General features: G+C 40.9%; 26 protein-coding genes. 17 read left to right on the top strand and 9 right to left on the bottom strand.

The window, feature by feature from the left end; genetic code table 11:
• Positions 1-52 precede the first annotated feature (52 nt).
• The 4 genes from IE056_RS06805 to IE056_RS06790 are packed head-to-tail and all read left to right on the top strand — an operon-like array spanning position 53 to position 3,007.
• Positions 53-613 carry an RNA polymerase sigma factor gene (locus IE056_RS06805; RefSeq protein WP_189603949.1) on the top strand — a complete coding sequence of 187 codons (561 nt, stop codon included), beginning with the start codon at positions 53-55 and terminating at the stop codon, positions 611-613.
• A complete protein-coding gene (locus tag IE056_RS06800; RefSeq protein ID WP_189603948.1) occupies positions 603-1,160 on the top strand; it encodes a DUF4179 domain-containing protein in 558 nt (185 codons plus the stop codon). Before IE056_RS06805 ends, IE056_RS06800 begins: the two co-directional genes overlap by 11 nt.
• The gene (locus IE056_RS06795) at positions 1,141-2,235 is read left to right on the top strand and encodes a hypothetical protein (RefSeq protein ID WP_189603947.1); all 1,095 of its coding nucleotides are present in this window, start codon (positions 1,141-1,143) and stop codon (positions 2,233-2,235) included. The genes IE056_RS06800 and IE056_RS06795 overlap by 20 nt, the downstream gene beginning before the upstream one ends.
• A 40-nt stretch (positions 2,236-2,275) precedes the next feature.
• The gene (locus tag IE056_RS06790) at positions 2,276-3,007 is read left to right on the top strand and encodes a head GIN domain-containing protein (RefSeq protein WP_189603946.1); all 732 of its coding nucleotides are present in this window, start codon (positions 2,276-2,278) and stop codon (positions 3,005-3,007) included.
• 43 nt (positions 3,008-3,050) lie between these two features.
• On the opposite strand, the gene IE056_RS06785 is transcribed toward IE056_RS06790, so the two are convergent.
• Positions 3,051-4,385: an MFS transporter gene (locus tag IE056_RS06785; RefSeq protein ID WP_189603945.1), complete on the bottom strand. Its 1,335-nt coding sequence runs from the start codon at positions 4,383-4,385 to the stop codon at positions 3,051-3,053.
• A 125-nt stretch (positions 4,386-4,510) separates the two neighbouring features.
• Positions 4,511-5,341: a M48 family metallopeptidase gene (locus IE056_RS06780; RefSeq protein WP_189603944.1), complete on the bottom strand. Its 831-nt coding sequence runs from the start codon at positions 5,339-5,341 to the stop codon at positions 4,511-4,513.
• A 163-nt stretch (positions 5,342-5,504) separates the two neighbouring features.
• Between IE056_RS06780 and IE056_RS06775 the strand changes: the two genes are divergently transcribed.
• The 5 genes from IE056_RS06775 to lpdA all read left to right on the top strand — a co-directional run bounded on the left by IE056_RS06775 (position 5,505) and on the right by lpdA (position 9,531).
• Complete coding sequence (locus IE056_RS06775) at positions 5,505-6,374, top strand: alpha/beta hydrolase (RefSeq protein WP_189603943.1); 870 nt, start codon at positions 5,505-5,507, stop codon at positions 6,372-6,374.
• A 29-nt stretch (positions 6,375-6,403) separates the two neighbouring features.
• Positions 6,404-6,889: a peptide-methionine (R)-S-oxide reductase MsrB gene (gene msrB, locus IE056_RS06770; RefSeq protein ID WP_189603942.1), complete on the top strand. Its 486-nt coding sequence runs from the start codon at positions 6,404-6,406 to the stop codon at positions 6,887-6,889.
• A 113-nt stretch (positions 6,890-7,002) separates the two neighbouring features.
• Positions 7,003-7,413, top strand: coding sequence for a peptide-methionine (R)-S-oxide reductase MsrB (msrB, locus tag IE056_RS06765; RefSeq protein WP_189603941.1), 411 nt, complete (start codon positions 7,003-7,005; stop codon positions 7,411-7,413).
• Positions 7,410-7,973, top strand: coding sequence for a collagen-like protein (locus IE056_RS06760; RefSeq protein ID WP_189603940.1), 564 nt, complete (start codon positions 7,410-7,412; stop codon positions 7,971-7,973). Before msrB (IE056_RS06765) ends, IE056_RS06760 begins: the two co-directional genes overlap by 4 nt.
• A 166-nt stretch (positions 7,974-8,139) precedes the next feature.
• The gene (gene lpdA, locus IE056_RS06755) at positions 8,140-9,531 is read left to right on the top strand and encodes a dihydrolipoyl dehydrogenase (protein WP_189603939.1); all 1,392 of its coding nucleotides are present in this window, start codon (positions 8,140-8,142) and stop codon (positions 9,529-9,531) included.
• A gap of 197 nt (positions 9,532-9,728) precedes the next feature.
• Here lpdA and IE056_RS06750 read toward each other — a convergent pair whose 3' ends face one another.
• From IE056_RS06750 to IE056_RS06735, 4 genes are all read right to left on the bottom strand, one after another.
• Positions 9,729-10,454, bottom strand: coding sequence for a Dph6-related ATP pyrophosphatase (locus IE056_RS06750; RefSeq protein WP_189603938.1), 726 nt, complete (start codon positions 10,452-10,454; stop codon positions 9,729-9,731).
• Positions 10,454-10,867 (bottom strand): type II 3-dehydroquinate dehydratase, encoded by a 414-nt coding sequence (aroQ, locus tag IE056_RS06745; protein ID WP_189603937.1) that lies wholly within the window; start codon positions 10,865-10,867, stop codon positions 10,454-10,456. The genes IE056_RS06750 and aroQ overlap by 1 nt, the downstream gene beginning before the upstream one ends.
• 195 nt (positions 10,868-11,062) lie before the next feature.
• Positions 11,063-11,530, bottom strand: a complete 468-nt coding sequence (locus IE056_RS06740; RefSeq protein ID WP_189603936.1) for a hypothetical protein — start codon at positions 11,528-11,530, stop codon at positions 11,063-11,065.
• A 148-nt stretch (positions 11,531-11,678) separates the two neighbouring features.
• Positions 11,679-12,281 (bottom strand): porin family protein, encoded by a 603-nt coding sequence (locus IE056_RS06735; protein WP_189603935.1) that lies wholly within the window; start codon positions 12,279-12,281, stop codon positions 11,679-11,681.
• Positions 12,282-12,394: 113 nt separating this feature from the next.
• Here IE056_RS06735 and xerD point away from each other — a divergent pair, with 113 nt between their 5' ends.
• The 4 genes from xerD to IE056_RS06715 all read left to right on the top strand — a co-directional run bounded on the left by xerD (position 12,395) and on the right by IE056_RS06715 (position 15,264).
• Positions 12,395-13,297 (top strand): site-specific tyrosine recombinase XerD, encoded by a 903-nt coding sequence (gene xerD / locus IE056_RS06730; protein WP_189603934.1) that lies wholly within the window; start codon positions 12,395-12,397, stop codon positions 13,295-13,297.
• Between the two features lie 95 nt (positions 13,298-13,392).
• Positions 13,393-14,337 carry an aldo/keto reductase gene (locus IE056_RS06725; RefSeq protein ID WP_229793678.1) on the top strand — a complete coding sequence of 315 codons (945 nt, stop codon included), beginning with the start codon at positions 13,393-13,395 and terminating at the stop codon, positions 14,335-14,337.
• Positions 14,338-14,365: 28 nt separating this feature from the next.
• The gene (locus IE056_RS06720; RefSeq protein ID WP_189603933.1) at positions 14,366-14,800 is read left to right on the top strand and encodes a hypothetical protein; all 435 of its coding nucleotides are present in this window, start codon (positions 14,366-14,368) and stop codon (positions 14,798-14,800) included.
• Positions 14,801-14,955: 155 nt separating this feature from the next.
• Positions 14,956-15,264, top strand: coding sequence for an HPF/RaiA family ribosome-associated protein (locus IE056_RS06715; protein WP_189603932.1), 309 nt, complete (start codon positions 14,956-14,958; stop codon positions 15,262-15,264).
• Positions 15,265-15,358: 94 nt separating this feature from the next.
• Here the strand turns inward: IE056_RS06715 and murA are convergent, their stop codons facing one another.
• From murA to IE056_RS06700, 3 genes are all read right to left on the bottom strand, one after another.
• Positions 15,359-16,675, bottom strand: a complete 1,317-nt coding sequence (gene murA / locus IE056_RS06710) for a UDP-N-acetylglucosamine 1-carboxyvinyltransferase (protein ID WP_189603931.1) — start codon at positions 16,673-16,675, stop codon at positions 15,359-15,361.
• A gap of 17 nt (positions 16,676-16,692) precedes the next feature.
• Positions 16,693-17,328 carry a DUF4290 domain-containing protein gene (locus IE056_RS06705; protein WP_189603930.1) on the bottom strand — a complete coding sequence of 212 codons (636 nt, stop codon included), beginning with the start codon at positions 17,326-17,328 and terminating at the stop codon, positions 16,693-16,695.
• A gap of 121 nt (positions 17,329-17,449) precedes the next feature.
• Positions 17,450-17,743 (bottom strand): DUF493 family protein, encoded by a 294-nt coding sequence (locus tag IE056_RS06700; protein ID WP_189603929.1) that lies wholly within the window; start codon positions 17,741-17,743, stop codon positions 17,450-17,452.
• A gap of 83 nt (positions 17,744-17,826) precedes the next feature.
• Between IE056_RS06700 and IE056_RS06695 the strand changes: the two genes are divergently transcribed.
• The 4 genes from IE056_RS06695 to IE056_RS06680 all read left to right on the top strand — a co-directional run bounded on the left by IE056_RS06695 (position 17,827) and on the right by IE056_RS06680 (position 21,674).
• The gene (locus IE056_RS06695; protein ID WP_189603928.1) at positions 17,827-18,363 is read left to right on the top strand and encodes an AAA family ATPase; all 537 of its coding nucleotides are present in this window, start codon (positions 17,827-17,829) and stop codon (positions 18,361-18,363) included.
• Positions 18,364-18,369: 6 nt separating this feature from the next.
• On the top strand, positions 18,370-20,274 hold the full coding sequence (locus IE056_RS06690; protein ID WP_189603927.1) for a RecQ family ATP-dependent DNA helicase: 1,905 nt from the start codon (positions 18,370-18,372) through the stop codon (positions 20,272-20,274).
• Complete coding sequence (gene fmt / locus IE056_RS06685) at positions 20,271-21,218, top strand: methionyl-tRNA formyltransferase (RefSeq protein ID WP_189603926.1); 948 nt, start codon at positions 20,271-20,273, stop codon at positions 21,216-21,218. Before IE056_RS06690 ends, fmt begins: the two co-directional genes overlap by 4 nt.
• A gap of 183 nt (positions 21,219-21,401) precedes the next feature.
• Complete coding sequence (locus IE056_RS06680) at positions 21,402-21,674, top strand: HU family DNA-binding protein (protein ID WP_057483012.1); 273 nt, start codon at positions 21,402-21,404, stop codon at positions 21,672-21,674.

Below are 21,674 nucleotides of genomic sequence, written 5' to 3'. Positions count from 1 at the left end.
AAACTGTAACAAATTAGATACAAACCTATCTTTATAGTAAAGCGCATATAAATTGACACTAACCACCACACATATTGATGAGCTTTTGGAAAAATGTCGTTTGGGAGACCAAAGGGCACAAATGAAAGTGTACAACAAATATTACAAAGCAATGTTCAACACGGCCTTACGGATTGTTAAACACTCTGCAGAAGCTGAAGATATTATGCAGGAGGCCTTTTTAACTGCTTTTTCAAAGCTTGATACGTTCCAGGGAAATTCCACTTTTGGAGCATGGCTAAAAAAGATTGTGGTGAACAGGAGCATCAATGCCTTCAACAAAAATTCCAGACACCAGGAGGTAACCTATAACGACCAACTAAAGGACGCCGAAGATGATGGGATTGGAATAGGCGAACAAGAGGAAGAGACAAGCCCGAAAGTGCAGCAGATCCTCAAGGCAATGGATTCTTTAAAAGAGAATTACAGACTGGTTTTGACCCTGCATCTTATTGAGGGCTATGATTACGAAGAAATTTGTGAGATCCTGGGACTTACAAATGCTAATTGCAGAACAACCATTTCAAGGGCGAAAGAAAGCCTTCGGAAAAAACTGATGAGTTATGAAAAATGATAACATAGAAGATTTATTCAAATCGCTGGATTTTGATGTCGCAGAACCTTCTGAAGATCATCAGGAGCGGTTTAAGAAAAAGTTGAAACAGAGATTAAAAAAGAAGACAAAAACTTCGGGGATCATTTCTCTCTGGACACCGGTACTGGCCATTGCCGCTACGTTTTTAGTCGCTTTCCTTCTTTTCCAGGGGGTCTTCGACAATGGTCTTGGCAAAGAGCAGGACCTGGCTAGTGTTTCCCCCGAAATGAAAAACACTCAGGATTTTTATGCTTCGGTAATTACAAGGGAGTTATACAACCTTCAACAGGAAAAAACCCCGGAGACTGAAGCGGTTATTGAGGATGCTTTGAAGCAAATTCAAATACTCGAGAAAGATTATGAAAAGCTAAAGACAGACCTTTCTCAAAGCGGCCAGGACAGAAGAGTAATTTCTGCCATGATCACCAACTTTCAGAAAAGAATTGATCTATTAACTAATGTATTGGAAAAAGTAAATAACATTAATGACCTTAAAAATGTACCCCATGAAAACAATATACTATAAAATGCTATTCCTTTTACTGTTTATCCCTTTTTCTGGAATTGCAGGAAATGATCTGGACGGTAGATATACCAAAGAGAAAAAAATCAGTAAAAAATTCAATGTTTCGGCCAATGCGCTGTTGAAGATCGATAACAGTTATGGAAATGTGGATGTCACCACCTGGAATCAGAACCGTGTGGAAATTGAAATTACGATCAAAACAAACGGAAATGATGAGGAAAAAGTAAGCCAGAAACTTCAGGAAATTGATGTGGAGTTTAGTAATTCTTCCTCTCAGGTGAGTGCTAAAACCCTTTTTGACAGAAATGACAAATCCTGGTGGAGCCAGATTTTCGGGAGCAGCAGCAATGTTAGCATGGAAATTAATTACAGGATCAAAGCTCCGGTTAAAAATAATGTAGTTCTTACTAATGACTACGGAAACATTAGTATTGACAGGCTCGAAGGAAATGCCTCCATTAGCTGTGATTATGGCCGGCTGTTCATAGGTGACCTGCTTGGAGATAACAATGAACTGAATTTCGATTACACTAGGAACAGCACGATCAATTACATGAAAAGAGGAAGCATAAATGCAGATTATTCTGAATATACTATTGAAGAAGCCGGCACTCTGGACATCACTGCAGATTATACCGATTCACGCATTGGAAAAGTTGAGAATATAAAGTTTACCTGCGACTACGGCGGGATCTCCATTAATAAATTGAGAAACATGAAAGGTCAGGGAGATTATGTAGGGGTAAAAATAGGAACCGTATACAATTCTCTTGAGCTGGATATGGATTATGGTTCGGCTTCTATTGAAAAAGTAATGAAAGGAGCCCGGGATATAAATATCAACAGTGACTACACCTCTATTAAGATTGGTTATGACAGGAGCACCCCTTTTAACTTCAGGATTAGTACTTCTTACGGTGGCGTAAAAGGAATTGATGGACAAAACGGATTTCATATCAACAAAAGAAGTCAGTCTACCGGGGATAATTTTTATGAAGGATATCATTTATCAGAAAATTCCGGAGGAAACATTAACGTAAAATCCAGCTATGGAAGTGTCACTTTCGTCAACTAATTACAAATCAAAACAAATCAACAATCAAAAAACGTATATCATGAAAAAATTACTCTTTACACTAGCCATCCTTACCTTCTCTTGTCAGGCCAACGCACAATGGTGGACAGGCAGCAAAAAAGTGAACGGAAACGGAGAAATGACCTCCCAAACCAGGAACGTATCAGATTATGAGCAGGTATCCCTTCAGGGTTCGATAGACGTACAGCTGGTAGCCGGTAAGGAAGGCAGGTTAACCGTAGATGCAGAAAGCAACCTGATAGAATATATCGTTACAGAAGTATCGGGAGGAAAATTGAAAATCTACGTTGAAGACGGGGTTAACCTAAGCCCGTCCAGAAACAGGGATATTAAAGTGACAGTGCCATTTGAGAGTATTGAAAGAGTTTCCCTTACAGGATCTGGCGATATCAACTCATCGGACAGGATCAAATCCCGAAACTTTGATGTACATGTAACAGGATCTGGGGATATTAACCTGGATGTTTTTTCAGAAAACGTAAAGGGAGGTGTTACTGGTTCGGGTGATATTGTCCTCAACGGAACTACCACCAATTTAAATTGCACTGTAACAGGATCGGGGGATTTCCAGGCCTATGGATTAAAAGCTAAAAATGTGAAAGCCGTGGTATCAGGATCGGGAGATATTGAGGTAAGCCCTTCAGAAGAACTGGATGCCAGGGTATCAGGATCGGGCGATATTACCTATAATGGAGATCCTAAAAAACAAGATTTCAGGACTGCGGGATCGGGTTCTGTTTCGAAAAGATAAGAAATATATAAACTGAGAATGCTAAACCTCTGAACATATGGCTTCAGAGGTTTTTTATTGGGTGGTTATTCCGCGGAACCCGAAGCAGCAAAATAACCCCGATGATAAAGAAGGTGGCCAGGAACAAAATTGAATAACGGATGCTTCCCGTTACCTGGGCAATAAAGCCATACAAAACCATCCCAATCACAATCCCGATTTTTTCCGCTACATCATAGAAACTGAAATAGCTCGCAGTATCAAGCGTATTCTCCGGAAGCATTTTTGAATAGGTAGATCTTGAAAGTGCCTGAATGGCTCCCATGACAAGCCCAACAAATCCTGCTGCCATATAGAATTGACCCGGTGTTTCCACGAAATAAGCATACGCACAAATAAGGATCCAGATGATATTGATCCCCACCAGCGTTTGAATGTTTCCAACTTTAGCCGAAATAAAGGAAGTAAGCGTTGCACCGGCCACAGCCACCAGCTGTATTAAGAGTATGCTGATAATAAGTCCTGTCGTAGCGTCCTGTCCGCTCCAGTCCACTTCTTCAATCCCAAAGTAAGTTGCGACCAGCATCACAGTTTGCACCGCCATACTATAAACGAAAAATGCGCCAAGATATCTTTTAAGCTGGAGGTTATGCTGCAGGGAATGCCAGATAGTTTTTAATTCTTTAAAGCCGTTAAAAAGCACATCATTGGTAAGACGTTGCTTTTTATTCCCTTTTGGAAGATAATAATAGGAAATCTGACTAAACCCAATCCACCAGATTCCCGTGAGAACAAATGAAAATCGCGTAGGAAAAGATTCATCTTCAAAGCCGAACCATTTATAATTAAGGATCATAAGCAAACAAAAAACCAGCAGGATCACACTGCCTATGTATCCTAAAGAAAATCCTTTTGCACTGGCCTTATCCTGTTGTTCGGGAAAAGCAATATCAGGCAGGTAGGAATTATAAAACACAAGGCTGGCCCAGAATCCAATGAGGGCAAAAAAATAACACAGTAATCCGAACCAGAGATTTTCCAGGGTAAACCAGTAAAGACCAATACAGGAACCTGCCCCCAGGTAACAGAAGAATTTCAAAAAATTTTTCTTATTTCCCACGTAATCGGCTATTCCCGAGAGAAATGGAGAAATCACTGCAACTACCATAAAAGCTGCTGCAGTAACATAACTTATAAGCGCATCATTATTGAAATTAAATCCAAGAAACCTTACGGTATCATCAATTTTTACTCCGGTGTCATCCTTTACAATGGTAAGAGCGGCATAAAATATGGGGAAAATTGCCGATGCTATTACGAGGCTGTAAACAGAGTTTGCCCAATCATAAAATGCCCATGCATTCAATAATTTTTTACTTCCTTTCGGGAGGTTCTTCATTTGTGGAAATTAAAAAAGCTGCCCTTTTTGGGCAGCTCTAAATTAGAATATATTCTTGTAATAACAAGTTCCGGAAAATTCTCTAAATTCAGATTTATCTTAGGAGTAATTACATAAATTAGAAATTAATCTCTTCTGAAGGAAGTGATTCCATACTTCTGAGCTTCGGCCCTGGCTGCGGGTGCCCATTCTTCAATATTATTAATCCTTGTTTGCGGATTGGGGTGAGTACTAAGAAACTCCGGTGGTGCCTGTCCTCCACTCTGCTCCTGCATCCTTCTCCAAAGGTTGGCTGCTTCTCCGGGTTCGTATCCGGCAATAGCCATAAGGGTAAGCCCGATTCTGTCTGCTTCAGATTCATGGCTCCTGCTAAAAGGAAGCATTACTCCATACTGGCTTCCCAAACCATATGCCTGTGCAATAATTTGTTGTGTAGATTCACTTCTACCACCTACGGCAGCTCCAAGCACGGCGCCTCCAACTTGTTGTAATTGTGCGGTACTCATTCGTTGCGCTCCATGATCGGCCAGCGCATGTGCTACTTCGTGCGCCATAATAGCAGCGACTCCGGTTTCAGTTTTTGCAATGGGCATGATTCCAGTATAAAATGCAATCTTACCCCCCGGCATAGCCCAGGCATTTACCTGCTCATCATCCTTTATAAGGGTAAATTCCCATTGGTAATCGTTGGTATAGCCTTCATGGCCGTTGGCATTCAAAAAACGCTCAGCAGCCACGGCTATTTTTTGTCCCACGTTTTTGATCATTCGGGATTCCGCAGTATTTGTTACTACCTGACTCTGGTCTAAAACCTGATCGTATTGCTCAAAAGAAGCCGGAAAAATCTGAGAATTAGAAACAAAATTCAGGTTGCGTTCCCCTGTAAAAGGATTTGTCTTACAGGCAGATACCATGAACAGGAAACTAAATAAAAATACTAATTGCTTGATTTTCATATGATGTGTTATTTTTGTTAAAGTTACATATTCCAGTCTTCTTTAAAAGCCGGTTTAAATTAGGTTTAACAAAAATACGGCCAATTTTGTTAAAAGCCTGTAAGGGCTACAATTTAACTAACATCAAATGCTTAACTTGCACCCCTTATTTCCATAACTACCTATGACTAAAGAGAAAAAAGACAATACTCCGGTACAGCGCCTGCTTGTGCCTTCTTATATTTTATACACCGGAAAATTTTTAACAGCTGTTTCCCCATTTCTAGCCAGCCGGTTTGCTGCCAAATTGTTTTTAACTCCCTTTAAATACAAGCTTCCTAAACGGGAAATGGAAATGGACAAAAAGAGTACACAGGAGACGCTTAAAGTACCTTCCATTGACCATGAAATTGTGGTGTACCAATACGGCGATTCTCCAAAAAAGATACTGTTGGTCCATGGCTGGAGCGGGCGGGGGACGCAGCTTGCTGTTATTGCAAAAGAGCTACTTAAAAATGGATATAGTGTGGTAAGTTTTGATGCACCTGCACATGGTAAAGCTCCCGGAAAAACGAGTATGATGCCTTATTTTAGTGAATCGGTGCTTTTTCTGGAGCAAAAGTACGGTCCTTTTGAAGCAGCCATAGGACACTCTTTAGGTGGAATGGCCTCTTTAAAAGCGGTAAAAGATGGTCTCGATATTGAAAAACTGGTGATTATTGGCACCGCTAATTCCATTACTCATACCACAAAAGAATTTGCCCGAAACATGAAACTGAATGATGAAGTGGCAAAAAGAATGAAAAAATATCTTGATGAAAAACTGGGTGAGGATATGGATAATTATTCCGGAGCTGTTTCTGCCGAAGCAGTAAAGATACCAACCCTTGTAATCCATGATAAAAACGATGTGGACGTGACAATTGAAGCAGCCTACGACATTGATGCCCGTCTGGAAAACAGTGAACTTCTCATTACAGAAAAACTAGGACACCGTAAGATCCTGGGCGATCAAAAAGTGATTTCTGAGATTATTCAGTTCCTTACGGTATAATATTTGCTCCTGAGTATAAAAAACTCAGGATGAAAAAGATAATACTGGTTTTCGTTGCCGCAATTAGCCTTAGCTGTAACAGCAATGCACAGCAGGATAAAAGCAACAAAAAGGAATTTGAGGTAACAAAATCTGAATCTGAATGGAAAGCTGAATTAAGTAAAGCTGAATTTCAGATACTTCGAAAAAAAGGTACCGAAAGAGCATTTTCCAGTGAGTTAAACAGAATTTCCCAACCGGGTACTTTCGTTTGTGCTGCCTGCGGAAATGCACTTTATAAAACCAAACACAAATTTGAAAGCGGAACCGGATGGCCAAGCTTTGACCGCCCTATATCTGAAGAAAATGTAGCCTATCAACCAGACAGGACCGGAGGTTTCCCGGCAACCGAGGTAATTTGTTCCAAATGCGGCGGACACCTGGGCCATGTTTTTAATGACGGACCCAAAAACACTACCGGTAAAAGGCATTGCATCAATGGTGTGGCTATGGATTTTATTCCGGACAACGAATAATTTTGAAATCAGGCTAGTTCTGGATCAGGCAGTGATATTCAGCAATTAAAGTTTACAAATTGTTTAAGAGAAAATCACCTGCTGTTTTTTAAATTTAAAAAAAGTATAATACTATGAAGAAAGATTATCCGGTACAACGATCTGAACAGGAATGGAAGGAAAAACTTTCCGAAGAACAGTATCGAGTACTAAGACAACAAGGAACCGAAGCTCCACATTCTGGAAGATACAACCTGCATTTTGACCAAGGCGAGTATAAATGTGCCGCCTGTGGTAACAAACTTTTCGAAGATGACCAAAAGTTCGAAAGCAATTGCGGATGGCCCAGTTTTGATGATGCTATTGAAGGCAGCATTGAATATGTGCAGGATAAGAGCTTCGGGATGATTCGTACAGAAATTTTATGTGCAAACTGTGGAAGTCATCTGGGCCACGTGTTTGACGACGGGCCAACAGATACCGGCCAACGCTACTGTGTAAATTCTGCCAGTATAGATTTTGAACCTAAAAACAACAAATCATGAAAAAATTACTTACTTTTTTTACCCTTGCAACTTTTGCACTTACCTCCTGCTCATCTGATGATGTAGGACCACAAGGGCCTCCGGGACCTCCAGGACCTCCGGGAGAGGATGGTCTGGTCGGGATTGTTTTTGATATAGAAGGAGATTTTACCGAGGACAATAATTATAGTCTGGAGGCTTTTTATGAAGATTTCACAGATGAAGATGTTTTCGAAACCGATGTGGTGCATGTATATTTGTTGACAGGAAATGACGGAGAGGCAGAAGGAGAACCTGTGGATATATGGAGTCCACTACCTCAAACCCGCTATGTAGATGGCGGAGGAAGTATGCAATATAATTACGACTACACCTATTTTAGTACATATATTTATCTGGATGGTGATGTTGATGTTTCTACTTTAAATGCCACCTACACAGACAATCAGGTTTTCAGGATTGCAATTCTTCCAGCTACTTTTGCATCAGATAACAACATTGATGTAGCAAATTATGACGCTGTAATGTCTGCTTTGAAAGTAAATGAGAGAGAAGTACCAACAGTTAAGATTAAACAATAAAGCATACTTTAAATGTTCTTTTGAACATTTGAAGGCAGATAACCAAGGGGAAATCAAATAGATTTCCCCTTTTCTTTTGAAGTTAGCCGCTTAAGGCTTTGAAAGGCTTTCGGTTTATGGTTAAATTCCTTAAATTCGCTTCTCAATTCAGTACAAAAATTCAACTATGAGCAAATACGATATCATTGTTTTAGGAAGTGGCCCGGGAGGCTACGTGACTGCCATCAGGGCTTCACAACTAGGTTTTAAAACCGCTGTAATAGAAAAAGAAAGCCTAGGCGGGGTATGCCTCAACTGGGGATGTATTCCAACAAAAGCATTATTGAAAAGTGCTCAGGTTTTTAATTATCTCAATCACGCAGAGGATTACGGGCTAACGATTGAAAAAGCAGATAAGGATTTTAGCGCTGTTGTAAAGCGTAGCCGGAATGTAGCCGACGGAATGAGCAAAGGTGTTCAGTTTCTTATGAAAAAGAACAAGATCGATGTTATCGAAGGTTTCGGAAAATTGAAATCGGGCAAGAAAATTACAGTAACCGATAAGAATGATAAAAAGACCGATTACGAAGCAGACCATATTATCGTAGCTACCGGTGCCCGTTCACGTGAACTACCAAATTTACCACAGGATGGTGAAAAAGTAATTGGTTACCGTGAAGCCATGACCCTTAAAGAACAACCGGAATCCATGATCGTTGTTGGATCTGGTGCTATTGGGGTGGAATTTGCACATTTCTACAATTCCATGGGAACAGATGTTACCGTGGTGGAATTCCTTCCAAACCTGGTGCCGTTAGAGGATGAAGATATCTCAAAGCAATTTGAGCGTAGCTTCAAAAAAAGCGGAATTAAAGTAATGACGAATTCTTCTGTAGAAAGCGTTGATACTTCCGGAAAGAAGGTGAAAGCTATTGTAAAGACCAAAAAAGGGGAAGAAACCCTGGAGGCCGATGTTGTACTTTCAGCTGTCGGGATCAAAACAAATATTGAAAACATAGGTTTGGAAGATCTTGGTATCAAAACCGAACGTGATAAAATTCTTGTAAACGATTTCTATCAAACAAATGTTCAGGGGATCTATGCCATTGGAGACGTTGTTGCGGGGCCAGCCCTTGCACATGTTGCTTCTGCGGAAGGAATTGCCTGTGTTGAGAAGATCGCCGGAATGAACGTAGAGCCAATTGACTACGGAAATGTTCCCGGTTGTACCTATGCCTCTCCTGAAATTGCTTCTGTAGGGATGACCGAAAAGCAGGCGAAGGAAGCAGGATATGAACTGAAAGTTGGAAAATTCCCGTTCTCTGCATCCGGAAAAGCAAAAGCTGCCGGAACTCCCGATGGATTTGTAAAAGTAATCTTTGATGCAAAATACGGAGAATGGTTAGGTTGCCACATGATTGGCGCCGGAGTGACAGATATGATCGCTGAAGCCGTTCTGGGAAGAAAACTTGAAACCACAGGACACGAAGTGCTGAAAGCGATTCACCCTCACCCAACCATGAGTGAAGCAGTAATGGAAGCCGTGGCAGATGCCTATGGCGAAGTGATCCATTTATAGATATGAGATATCAGATGTGAATTATAAATCTCACATCCTGAAACAGCTATGAGGCTGTTTAAAAAGCTATTCATTCGTTCAGATTGACGTTGATAAAGCTTTTTAGACAGCCTCATTTTTTTATTCGAGTGAAAAATCAGATTTATTCTGAAATTCCCACTTTTCACGGAATACTGTTTACTTGGTCCTGAGTACTTCTATAGAGCCAGCAAATCACAGTACCAGAAGCTCGTATCCCAGTTTTCCTGCTTTTCCTTAAAACAGTTATCCTCTTCTTCTTTTTCGGGTTTGTAAGTACGTTGCACAAAATCACCTTTTTCAAATCTTACCGGTTCCATGAAGATAGGACCATCAAAGACAAACGTATGAAATTCGCCATTTTCACCACAGGGATCTACACCCTTCGGTAAATCATTCAGGAAACTTTCATCAATAAGTCTGCCGCAAAAAGATTGATCCAGCAACTTTGCATTGACACAAACCGTGATGGCTTTGAATCCGGCGGCTAAAAATTCCTTCATCAGGATTTTCGTATCGCGCTTCCATAACGGAAAAACGGGTTGCAGAGGAGTTTTCTGAAGTTGATCTTCCCGGTACTTTTTCAGGTCTTCCAGAAAAATATCCCCAAAAATGCTATACTGGAATCCTTCAGAAGCAAGCTTTAAAGTCTCTGCTTCCATCACCTCATTATACGTACCCATGGATACCTTTCCGGAAAGCGGGATGATATGAAGGGGTATATTCAGGTTCTCTGCTTGTTTCAGCAGCAAATCCTTCCGCAGGCCGTGCATCGAAATTCTGTCCAGATCGGAATTTACCGTGGTAACCAGTTTTTCAACCGAAAATTCCTTTTCCTGCTGCAGTTTATAAAGTGCAAATGCCGAATCCTTGCCGCTGCTCCAGTTTAGAAAAGCCTTTTTCATTATAAAAAACTTTGAATGGCCAGCTCGTATCCCTGGAGTCCGAAGCCTACAATAACGCCTTTCGCATTGGGCGCTATAAAGGATTTGTGCCTAAAATCTTCCCGGGAATGAATGTTAGATATATGCACTTCCACCACAGGGGTTTGTATCGCTTTGACCGCATCCCCTATTCCAACGGAAGTATGAGTATAAGCCGCTGCATTCAGAATAACCCCGTCAAAACCTTGATCGGCTTCCTGTAGCTTTGTAATAATCTCTCCCTCAATATTGGACTGAAAGTAAACCAGTTCCCGATCTTTGTATTTTTGCTGAAGTTCGCGAAAGAAATCTTCAAAATTACCTTTTCCGTAGATATCCGGTTCTCTGCTGCCCAGCAAATTTAAGTTGGGGCCGTTAAGTATAAGTAGTTTCATAAGGTAAAGGTAAAAAATAAAGGCATAAAAAAAGGCTGTCCAAAAAGCTCTTTTTCGACAGCCTCTCCCGAAGCTTCGGGAGTTTCAGATTCCAATAAAATTTAAAAATCAGAATAATGATTTTCCGAAAATTATCCAGAATAAACATTTTAAAGCTTTTTGAAGAGCCTCAAAAGATTATATGATACCCCATAGTTACAGACTCAATTCAATTCCCAGGTTGACAGAAGAAATATTAGCACCATCGGTACTAATTCCGGAATAGGAAGCAATGAGATTCACCATGGCAATTCCAAAACCAACTTTGGGCCGGTAATAGACTCCGCCATCCATGTTATCATCTGTCGCTAATGCATACCCGAGATCCAGTCCCACGAAAAACATGGGTAAACTCAGTCTTCCTGAAGCAGCAACCGGAATGTAATTGAAGTCATCATACCCAGAATCGCCTATAAAACGGGAATATCCTGCCAGTGGACCGATCTCCACGAAACCAGCTACATCAAAAAGATATGCCACATCCAGGCCACCCTGTAAGCTCGAGATATCACTGCTGTCTCCCGTAGGCAAACCGGCGTTAAATCCAAGTTTTAGATCTCCCTGTGAATATGCCGATCCTGCAGCGATAAACACAAATGCGAATACTACTATTATTTTTTTCATGCTGTTTTTTTTGAGTGGTTAACACTATCTAAGTTACATAAATATTTGATGCTGGGCATCTTACCTACTAACAAATTTATTCCTGAGAAAAACAAAAGAGGCGAAAACATTGTTTTCGCCTCTCCATAGTTTAAAATTCAGTTACTGTTTAGAACATAAATCCAACTCCTAATTGAAATCCGTTGTTTTTTACAGCATCATCATCCCAGTTATCACTATCAAAAGCATCTGTGAATCCCTGGGTATATCTTGCACTTGCAAAGAACTGGTCTGTAAAGTTGAAAGAAAGACCAACAGCTCCACCGAATTCAAAAGTACTACCGTAATCGGTATCAGTAGAACCTTCTCCTGCCGGTGTATCCACATTCACTTCTTCGTCTACAAGAAAGTTAAAAGAAGGTCCTGCTTCAAGAGATAATCCGCGGAACAAATAGATTTTGGCTAGTACAGGAACTTGAATATAATCAAGATTATACTCTCCTGAGTAGGTAGATCCCATAAATTCTGCCTCGGCTTCTGTTCCCTGTGTAGAATAAAGCACCTCTGGCTGAATAGAGAATCGCTCGCTCACAGGCACCTCGGCCAATAATCCTAAATGGAAACCTGTACGGCTACTGTTATCATCAAAACCATCTGAAGTCATATTTGTGAAGTTCACTCCACCTTTCGCTCCAAATTTTACAAACTCTTGTGCTGATACAATGCTAGTACTAAAAACTATCATTGCTAAAACTAAAATTGACTTTTTCATAATTTTCTGTTTTAATATTACATTGCAAATGTAAGCCTGCACTTGTTAAGGAAAACTAAGATTCTTATTAAAGTATTACTAACACTATCCGGCAAACTTGCTACCTTTGCCCTATGAAATGGGAAGATTCTTTAAAGGATTACAAGCATTATTTGAGGCTTGAACGCGGACTTTCAGCGAATTCCATAAATAGTTACAGCCTTGATGTTCTCAAACTGATCAGGTTTTTAGAGGAAAAAAAAATTAATGTTTCTCCGGTTGCTATTTCAGAAGAAGAAATCCAGCATTTCGTGTATGAAATTGCAAAAAAAGTCAATGAAAGGTCCCAGTCAAGGATCATTTCGGGATTAAGGAGCTTTTTCGGATTTTTGGTATTTGAAGATTACCGGACTACCAATCCGTTGGATCTAATCGAATCTCCCAGAACAGGACGTAAACTTCCCGACACGCTTTCTACCAAAGAAATTGATCTAATGATTGCCGCTATTGACCTTAGCACCCCCGAAGGGGAAAGAAACAGGGCCATCCTGGAAACGCTCTACGGATGCGGATTAAGGGTTTCAGAAGTGATTGACCTTCAGGTATCAGATCTTTTCTTTGAAGAAGGTTTTATCAAGGTTACCGGAAAAGGTGATAAACAAAGGTTCGTTCCCATAGCTGCACATACTCAGAAATACATAGAGCTCTACCTTCATCACATTCGGCCGCATGTTCCGGTAAAAAAAGACTTTGAAGATACGCTATTCCTCAACCGGCGCGGAAGAAAATTAACCCGGGCGATGATCTTTACTATCATTAAAGTGCTGGCAGAAAAAGCCGGAATATACAAAAAGGTAAGTCCGCACACTTTCAGGCATTCTTTTGCCACCCACTTACTGGAAAATGGAGCCGATCTAAGGGCTATTCAACAAATGCTTGGACACGAAAGCATTACCACCACCGAAATCTACATGCACGTAGACCGTTCGCATTTAAAGCAGGTAATGGAGGAATTCCACCCGCACCGTGCGCGGTAAGAGGGTATTAAAGTTGTGCTAAAAGCCGGCTTTTGTTTTAAGCTACGGCCATTCCTTCTTAAATTCATTCCTGAAACACTAATCAAAATATAGAAATGAACATAAAATTCAGAAACGGGGACAAGATGCCTGCCATAGGCCTTGGTACCTGGAAATCGGAAAAAGGGAAAGTAGGAAAAGCAATCGAAATCGCCCTGAATAATGGATACCGGCATATTGATTGCGCGTCCACTTATGGCAATGAAAAAGAAGTGGGAGAAGCTTTTAATAAGGTCTTTTCAGAAGGAAAAGTGAAGCGGGAAGAGGTATGGATCACTTCAAAATTATGGAATGACTCTCACAAAAAAGAGGATGTGATTCCGGCTTTAAAGCAAAGCCTTAGCGATCTTCAGCTGGAATATCTTGATTTGTATCTTATTCACTGGCCGGTTGCATTTAAACCCGGAGTAGCCTCCCCGAAGAATGATGACGATTATCTTTCCCTGGAAGAAGCACCAATTATAGAAACCTGGAAAGAATTACTGAAAGCTAAAGAACAGGGGCTGGTAAAACATGTGGGCGTATCAAATTTTAGTGAGAAAAAACTGAATAACCTTATGGCTCAAACCAGCGATGACCCCGAAGTAAACCAGGTAGAGCTGCATCCTTTTTTACAGCAACCACAGCTCCTGGATTTTTGCCAGACCAAGGACATAAGGCTTACTGCTTTTTCACCTCTGGGCAGCGGTGATCGCGCTCAACAAATGAAAGCAGAAGACGAACCTTCTCTTTTAGAAAATGAGACCATTCAAAAAATTGCAGAAAAGCATAATGCTTCCCCTGCCCAGATTCTCATAAGATGGCACCTGGAACGAGGCACAGCAGTGATCCCCAAGTCTACGAGCAAGGACCACCTGCTTTCAAATTTACAAAGTGCAGAGATAAGACTGGATGAAGATGACATGAAGGAGATCACCAAACTCGACCGTCACTACCGCTATGTGACCGGTGAATTTTTTGTGACCCCGGGAAACCCCTACAGCAACATTTACGATGAATAGCAGCTTAAAAAAGTATTCCGCCCCCTTTATGTTATTTCTCCTCATCCTTACTTTAGGCTCATGCCGAGAAGAAAACCGGGAACTGGAAGAGGCCCACAGGAAAAATGATTCTCTAACTGATGCTTTAGAACAGCAAAAACAAGTATCAGATTCCCTGCAGAAATTAGCTAAAAATCCAGAAACGGAAAATGACTTTCCCATTTACTTCGGAAGGGAATTTGAGGATATGGAGAATCCGGAAGAATTCATTTCGGGCAGTCTTAGGGAATATCCCGAAATGATCCCCTTAGATGCTGTTCTTGGAGGAACCATGGAGTTCAGGCATATTAAAGTCCTTACCGATAGTTGGGTGCTGGCGCATTATGATGACGGACATATTGCCGGAGAATCTATTTACAGCTACGAATTACAGGAAGACGGTACATTGGATTTTGAGCTTGTAGCATCTCACAATCAGGATTGATTCCAAAAAAATTTATTAATCTGAAGCCATTTCAGCAGAAATTAAAAAAGATAAAAAAGCCTCACAAATCAGCGTTATAATATTATTAATTTGAAGGCTGTTTCCGGCAATTTTGGTATCTTCAGGAATAGATATTAAACAGAAAATTACTTATTATGAAGACACAAATTCAATTTGTAAATACCGACTCGCAAATCTCTGCTGAGCAACTGGTACAGCGAAAATTAGATAAACTGGAAAACAAATATGATTTTATTATAAGTGCAGATGTGTTGTTTAAAGAAGAAAATGACAACACCGGTAAAGGAAAAACCTGCGCTATTAGACTTAGTCTGCCTGGCCCAATTATTCACGCCTCTTCAAATGAAGAAAGCTTTGAAGCAGCTGCAGCAGAATCTGTAAAAGATGTAGAAAAACAACTGAAGAGGAAAAAAGAAGAGATGAAAGATCACCAACAGCGATAGTTGGTTGCTTTTAATAGTAGTAACTAAGCAAAAAAGGCTGCACAAAGTAATTTTGAGCAGCCTTTTTTAATGCTTTTAAAACTGATAAAAATGGCTATGCTACCCGGGTGATTTTCGCGCCCAGTGCTTTTAACCTACCGTCGATATCTTCATAACCACGGTCTATCTGCTCAATATTATGTATCACAGAAGTTCCCTTTGCCGAAAGTGCAGCAATTAATAATGAAATCCCCGCTCTAATATCGGGAGAACTCATCGTGGTTGCCCGCAAACTAGATTTAAAATCATGACCTATAACCGTCGCCCTGTGTGGATCACATAAAATAATTTTCGCCCCCATGTCTATCAGCTTATCCACAAAAAATAAGCGACTCTCGAACATTTTTTGATGTATCAGCACACTTCCGCGTGCCTGGGTGGCTACTACAAGCATGATACTTAAAAGATCGGGGGTGAATCCCGGCCATGGCGCATCACTTATATTCATTATGGATCCATCGATAAAACTCTGAACTTCATATCCGTCCTTATGCGCCGGAATGAAAATATCGTCCCCCTTCTGCTCAACTTTAATCCCCAGTTTCCGGAAGGTAACGGGAATAAGCCCAAGATCATTCCAGGAGACATTTTTTATTGTAATCTCACTTTTGGTCATGGCAGCAAGACCAATCCAGGAGCCAATCTCAATCATATCGGGAAGTACACGATGTGTACAACCTTTTAAGGATTTCACTCCTTCGATCTCCAGTAAATTAGAACCTACGCCTTTAATGTTAGCACCCATGCTGTTAAGCATCTTACAGAGTTGCTGCAGGTAAGGCTCACAGGCAGCATTGTATATAGTGGTTTTACCATTTGCCAGTACAGCGGCCATCACGATATTTGCAGTTCCTGTTACTGATGCTTCTTCCAGCAACATATAAGTTCCCTGTAGACCCGATTTTGGTGCTTCCACACCATAAAAACGCTCTTCCCTGTTATATTTAAATTCAGCCCCTAATTTTATAAAGCCTTCGAAATGGGTATCAAGTCGGCGTCGGCCAATCTTGTCACCACCAGGTCTTGGAATATATCCTTTCCCAAACCTGGCAAGCAACGGCCCCACCAGCATGATGGAACCACGTAATCCACTTCCCTCCTGCTTGAATTTATCACTTTCAAGGTAGTCCAGGTCTATTTCATCGCTTTGAAAGGTATAACTGCCTTTACCTATTTTTTCGATCTTTACCCCTAAGCTTCCAAGAATATTGATGAGCTTATTTACATCAAGAATATCAGGAATATTGTGAATAGTTACTTTTTCGGAAGTTAAAAGTACAGCACAAACAATCTGTAAGGCTTCATTTTTTGCTCCCTGAGGATTTATTTCACCGCGCAGCGCATGACCTCCTTCAATTTGAAAAGTTCCCATGAAAATTTATGTGATTTTTAGTAACGTTTGCGGCCTCTGGTACGATGTGCCTTTTTCGCCGGCTTTTTCGTGTATTTTTTGTTGCCCCTCAACAGATCTGATGCTTCACTAAGGTCTTCTTCTGTAGCTTTCACATCAATTTTTCCACCACTTAATTCCCTCAAATGGTCAAAGATCACCTTGTCATCCACGGTATCCTTGTTCCAGCTTAAGTAAGATTTTTTCATGTGATTGGCAATCGTAAAGATAAGACCCTCCTTTAGATCTCCTTCTTCCCAACTGTTGGCAACATCAATCATTCGTTTAATGTTATTCCCGTAGAACCTATACTTAGGAAAATTCTGCGGATAGTCCATTCTGTCGGGTCTTTCTGCAAGTAATTCTCTCGAAGGTTTCGGGAACGGACTATCAACATCAAGTTTGAAGTCACTAATGATGAATAGTTGATCCCAAAGCTTATGCTGAAAGTCAGGTACATCCCTAAGATGCGGATTCAGGTTCCCCATCACCGAAATGATTGCTTTCGCAACACGGTTTCTCTCTTCATCGTCTTCCAGTTCAACGGCGTGTTCCACCATTTTTTGAATATGACGTCCATATTCAGGAATGATTAATTTACTCCTTTCAGAGTTGTATTCTAATTCGTTTGTCAAAATTGATAGTTATAAGGTGATAATATACTGTAGAAGTTTATCGCCTGCAAAATACTAATTATTCTTCAGGAAACTATGACTGTAGGTATTATTTTCTGATTTTAAAGCTTCAGAAGCCCTTTTAAAGAGAAATAACCCCTTCAATTTTTTCAGCTACTTCTTTATATTTATCGATTACAGAGTCGGGGTCCTGCATTTTTACATTTACAGAAACACTCGTATAATTCCCTTTTCTGGATTTTTTGGTAGTGATCACCGCACCCATATTATCAAAAATATTTTCTATCCCTACAATTTTGTCGTCGCTGGTGGGGACTATAAATTTGTACAGGTACACCGAAGGCCAAAGGGCCGTATCATATAATTGAGACCTTAATTTCGCGTAAAATTCTTCCGGATCTTTTTGCTCACTCATAATTGTCTTGCTTCATTTATCCTGCAAAGATACCAAGTTAAGATCTATTTTTTAAATCAAATTCAAATCCCGAAATTTGCAACGTGAAAAAGAAGAAAATAGTTATTACCGGCGGCCCTGGTACAGGAAAAACTTCCATCATTAAAGTTTTGGAAGAGAATGGATATCATTGTCTTCATGAAATTTCAAGACAAATTACCCTACAGGCCCAGAAAGAAGGCATTGATCAATTATTTCTTGCGCAACCCTTGCTTTTTAGCCAAAAGCTGCTGGAAGGTAGAATTCAGCAACATGCAGAAGCAGATAACTTTGATTCTGAAGTTGTGTTTATAGATCGCGGTGTACCAGATGTGGTGGCGTATATGGATTACTTCGGAAATGAATACCCCCCTCTTTTTAGAGAAGCTTGTGAGCAGTATTCCTATGATGCTGTGTTTTTGCTCCCGCCCTGGAAAGAAATTTATGTGAGCGACAATGAGCGCTACGAATCTTTTGAACAGGCAGTTTCCATACACGACCATCTGGAAGATAATTACAAAAAAAGTGGCTATAATCCTATAGAAGTGCCAACCGGCAGCGTAGAAGAACGTTTTTCTTTTATTATTGACCACCTTTCCTGATCTATTATGCAGGAGCCACGGCAAATACTTGAGAAATACTGGGGACACAGCTCCTTCAGGTCGCTGCAGGAAGATATCATCTTAAAAGCAGCAAACAACGAAGATGTACTTGCCCTGCTGCCTACCGGTGGAGGGAAATCTCTTTGTTTTCAGATCCCCGCGCTCCTCAACCCTGGAATCTGTATTGTGGTTTCCCCATTGATCGCTTTAATGGAAGACCAGGTAAATGCCCTGAAGGAAAAAGGCATTAAGGCACTGGCAATTACAGGGGGTATCCCTTTTTCTGAACTGGACACCCTGCTGGACAACTGCATCTATGGCAACTACAAGTTCCTCTACCTTTCCCCGGAAAGACTACAGCAGGATATCGTACAGGAACGAATTCGGCAGATGAACGTCAACCTCATCGCAATAGATGAAGCACACTGTATATCGCAGTGGGGCCACGATTTTAGACCTGCCTACAGAAATATCATGGTACTGCGGGAAATAAAACCCGATGTGAATGTGATTGCCCTTACCGCTTCGGCTACAAAAGTGGTGGTAAAGGATATCGTCGAACAATTGCAGCTGAAAAATACTGCTATCATTAAAAAGTCCTTTGAACGAAAAAACATTGGATATTCCGTTAGGGTGGTTGAAGACAAAAACTATTACCTGGAAAAACTGATAACGGAACACGAGGAAGCAGTAATCATCTATGTAAGGACGCGAAAGGCCACTGTAGAAATCTCCACCTATCTGGAGCAAAAAGGCCATAGTGCAGCTGCTTTTAACGGCGGACTCTCAAAAAAGGATAAATCGGTACGGCTGAATCAGTGGTTAAAGGGCGAGAAACGGATCATGGTTGCTACCAGTGCCTTTGGGATGGGAATCGACAAAGCCAACGTGCGAACGGTGGTACACATGAACCTTCCCGAAAGCCTGGAAAGTTATTTCCAGGAAGCCGGAAGGGCCGGAAGGGATGAACAGCCTGCCAGGGCGGTGATCCTCACCAATGAAAGTGATGTTCCGTTGCTTAAGAATCAGTTTTTATCTACCCTGCCCGATGTTGCATTTGTAAAGCTGGTATATAAAAAGCTTATCTCGTATTTCAGGATTGCTTTTGGCGAGGGAGAAGGCAGCAGGCACGACTTCAATTTCTCACATTTTTGCCATACCTACGACTTGAATCCTTTAAAAGCCTACAATACACTTCAGTTACTAGACAGAGCCAGCGTGCTTCAGCTATCGGAACAATTTCAGAAGAAAACCAGGATACAATTTCTAATTTCTCACCATCAGCTTTCGTACTTTCTGGAATCGCACCCACATTTTGAAGCTGTGGTGAAAGCGATTTTGAGAACTTACGGCGGTGTATTTGAAAACCAAGTGGAAATTAATTTACAGATCATCTGCTCCAAAGCAGGCACGATTCCTTCCGAAGCAACTAAGATCCTTCAGCACCTTCATAAAGAAAAGATAGTCGATTTTGAACATGAACAACATGATGCTTCGGTAACATTTTTGGTGCCCAGGGAAGATGAAAGCACCATAAATCCTCTGGCTCCATATATAAAGCTTCAGGAAAGCACCAAAAAGGAAAAAATAGCAGCCGTGCTTGAATATGTTCACAACACCCAAAAATGCCGGAGTGAACAGCTGCTGAATTATTTTGGAGAAAAGGATACGTCCCCCTGCGGAATTTGCTCGGTATGCCAAGCTACTCCTGAGCCTCTTTCCAGAGAAAAAATTAAAAAGATATATTATGCTATTGTAGGCCTGCTGGAGGAGAAACCTTATTCTTCCCGGGAGATTGCCGAAAAACTGCCTTTTGATGAGCAGCATATCGTTAGCGTATTGCAATTACTGGTGGAAAAGGATGCTTTAGCAACCACTCCATCGAACACTTATAAACTGAAACATCTATGAGAAATCTAAGAATAGTATTTATGGGAACGCCCGATTTTGCTGTGGAAACACTAAAAGCGATCGTGGAGGCGGAATATAATGTGGTTGGGGTGATTACCGCACCCGACAGACCGGCTGGCAGAGGCAGAAAACTCCAGCAATCGGCTGTGAAAAAATACGCCATGGAGCAGGATTTACCGGTGCTCCAGCCCACCAACCTTAAATCTGAAGAATTTCTGAAAGAATTAAAAGGTTTAGAGGCCAACCTTCAGGTAGTGGTAGCCTTCAGGATGCTGCCCGATGTGGTTTGGAAGCTTCCGGAATACGGCACATTTAACCTGCACGCTTCCCTCCTTCCGCAGTACAGGGGTGCAGCGCCAATCAACTGGGCCCTGATCAACGGAGAAAAAACAACCGGAGTCTCCACCTTTTTCATAGACGATAAAATAGACACCGGGGAAATGATCCTTCAGGAAGAAGTGACTATAGATGCTACGGAAGATGCCGGAAGCCTCCACGACAAACTGATGGAAACAGGCGCAGCTCTGGTGGTGAAGACGCTTCAGCTAATTAAGAAAGGTCCGGTTAAAACAGAGCCGCAAAAAGAATCAAGAGATTTAAAAACAGCACATAAGCTTACAAGAGACAATACAAAGATAAACTGGCATCTTCCCCTTGATGAAATCTACAACTTCATTAGAGGCCTTAGCCCCTATCCCGCTGCGTGGACAAGTATGGTTAACGGGGACAATGAACTTACGGCCAAAATCTTTCGGGTAGAAAAAGAACTAAAGGACCACGATCTTGAAATTGGAAAAATAATTCAGGTAGAAAAAGAAGTAAAAATTCCTGTGAAAGAAGGGTTTATCAAACTGAAAGAAATCCAGTTGCCCGGAAAACGGAAAATGGAAGTAAAAGATCTTTTAAACGGATACAATTTTTTTCCGAACGCAAAAGTACTGTAAACCCTTATCAACACTGAATTCGTTAAATTCTGATAAAAACAAACCAACTTTATTAACAATTTGCCAAAGTTATCAACAATGCAGGGCATTTCCCTTGATATTACTTGCACGGCTGAGATTTCCATATAAATTTGTAGAGCAAATTAATAAAAGTTTAACCAACAACTATCTAAATTTCAAATTATGAACAAAACAGATTTAATCGATGCAATGGCAGAAAACGCCGGGATTTCTAAAGCAGCAGCAAAAAAAGCTTTAGAGTCTTTTCTTGAAAACGTAGAAGGATCTCTAAAAAAAGGAGACCGCGTATCTTTAGTTGGTTTCGGATCATGGTCAGTTTCTAAAAGAGCTGCCAGAGAAGGAAGAAACCCTCAAACCGGTAAGACCATTAAGATTGCTGCAAAAAATGTAGTGAAGTTTAAGGCAGGAGCAGATTTACAGAAAGCTGTAAACTAA

This window comes from Salinimicrobium marinum, from assembly GCF_014651535.1.
GTDB lineage: Bacteria > Bacteroidota > Bacteroidia > Flavobacteriales > Flavobacteriaceae > Salinimicrobium > Salinimicrobium marinum.
The sequence above is the reverse complement of the archived record's forward strand: the minus strand, read 5'-3'. Positions and strand labels throughout refer to the sequence as shown.

Bases quoted from the DNA above. Each gene is read 5' to 3' on its own strand.
- IE056_RS06800 (WP_189603948.1), top strand. From the start codon at position 603: ATGAAAAATGATAACATAGAAGATTTATTCAAATCGCTGGATTTTGAT.
- IE056_RS06795 (WP_189603947.1), top strand. From the start codon at position 1,141: ATGAAAACAATATACTATAAAATGCTATTCCTTTTACTGTTTATCCCT.
- IE056_RS06790 (WP_189603946.1), top strand. From the start codon at position 2,276: ATGAAAAAATTACTCTTTACACTAGCCATCCTTACCTTCTCTTGTCAG.
- IE056_RS06785 (WP_189603945.1), bottom strand. From the start codon at position 4,385: ATGAAGAACCTCCCGAAAGGAAGTAAAAAATTATTGAATGCATGGGCA.
- IE056_RS06780 (WP_189603944.1), bottom strand. From the start codon at position 5,341: ATGAAAATCAAGCAATTAGTATTTTTATTTAGTTTCCTGTTCATGGTA.
- IE056_RS06775 (WP_189603943.1), top strand. From the start codon at position 5,505: ATGACTAAAGAGAAAAAAGACAATACTCCGGTACAGCGCCTGCTTGTG.
- msrB (WP_189603942.1), top strand. From the start codon at position 6,404: ATGAAAAAGATAATACTGGTTTTCGTTGCCGCAATTAGCCTTAGCTGT.
- msrB (WP_189603941.1), top strand. From the start codon at position 7,003: ATGAAGAAAGATTATCCGGTACAACGATCTGAACAGGAATGGAAGGAA.
- IE056_RS06760 (WP_189603940.1), top strand. From the start codon at position 7,410: ATGAAAAAATTACTTACTTTTTTTACCCTTGCAACTTTTGCACTTACC.
- lpdA (WP_189603939.1), top strand. From the start codon at position 8,140: ATGAGCAAATACGATATCATTGTTTTAGGAAGTGGCCCGGGAGGCTAC.
- IE056_RS06750 (WP_189603938.1), bottom strand. From the start codon at position 10,454: ATGAAAAAGGCTTTTCTAAACTGGAGCAGCGGCAAGGATTCGGCATTT.
- aroQ (WP_189603937.1), bottom strand. From the start codon at position 10,867: ATGAAACTACTTATACTTAACGGCCCCAACTTAAATTTGCTGGGCAGC.
- IE056_RS06740 (WP_189603936.1), bottom strand. From the start codon at position 11,530: ATGAAAAAAATAATAGTAGTATTCGCATTTGTGTTTATCGCTGCAGGA.
- IE056_RS06735 (WP_189603935.1), bottom strand. From the start codon at position 12,281: ATGAAAAAGTCAATTTTAGTTTTAGCAATGATAGTTTTTAGTACTAGC.
- xerD (WP_189603934.1), top strand. From the start codon at position 12,395: ATGAAATGGGAAGATTCTTTAAAGGATTACAAGCATTATTTGAGGCTT.
- IE056_RS06725 (WP_229793678.1), top strand. From the start codon at position 13,393: ATGAACATAAAATTCAGAAACGGGGACAAGATGCCTGCCATAGGCCTT.
- IE056_RS06720 (WP_189603933.1), top strand. From the start codon at position 14,366: ATGTTATTTCTCCTCATCCTTACTTTAGGCTCATGCCGAGAAGAAAAC.
- IE056_RS06715 (WP_189603932.1), top strand. From the start codon at position 14,956: ATGAAGACACAAATTCAATTTGTAAATACCGACTCGCAAATCTCTGCT.
- murA (WP_189603931.1), bottom strand. From the start codon at position 16,675: ATGGGAACTTTTCAAATTGAAGGAGGTCATGCGCTGCGCGGTGAAATA.
- IE056_RS06700 (WP_189603929.1), bottom strand. From the start codon at position 17,743: ATGAGTGAGCAAAAAGATCCGGAAGAATTTTACGCGAAATTAAGGTCT.
- IE056_RS06690 (WP_189603927.1), top strand. From the start codon at position 18,370: ATGCAGGAGCCACGGCAAATACTTGAGAAATACTGGGGACACAGCTCC.
- fmt (WP_189603926.1), top strand. From the start codon at position 20,271: ATGAGAAATCTAAGAATAGTATTTATGGGAACGCCCGATTTTGCTGTG.
- IE056_RS06680 (WP_057483012.1), top strand. From the start codon at position 21,402: ATGAACAAAACAGATTTAATCGATGCAATGGCAGAAAACGCCGGGATT.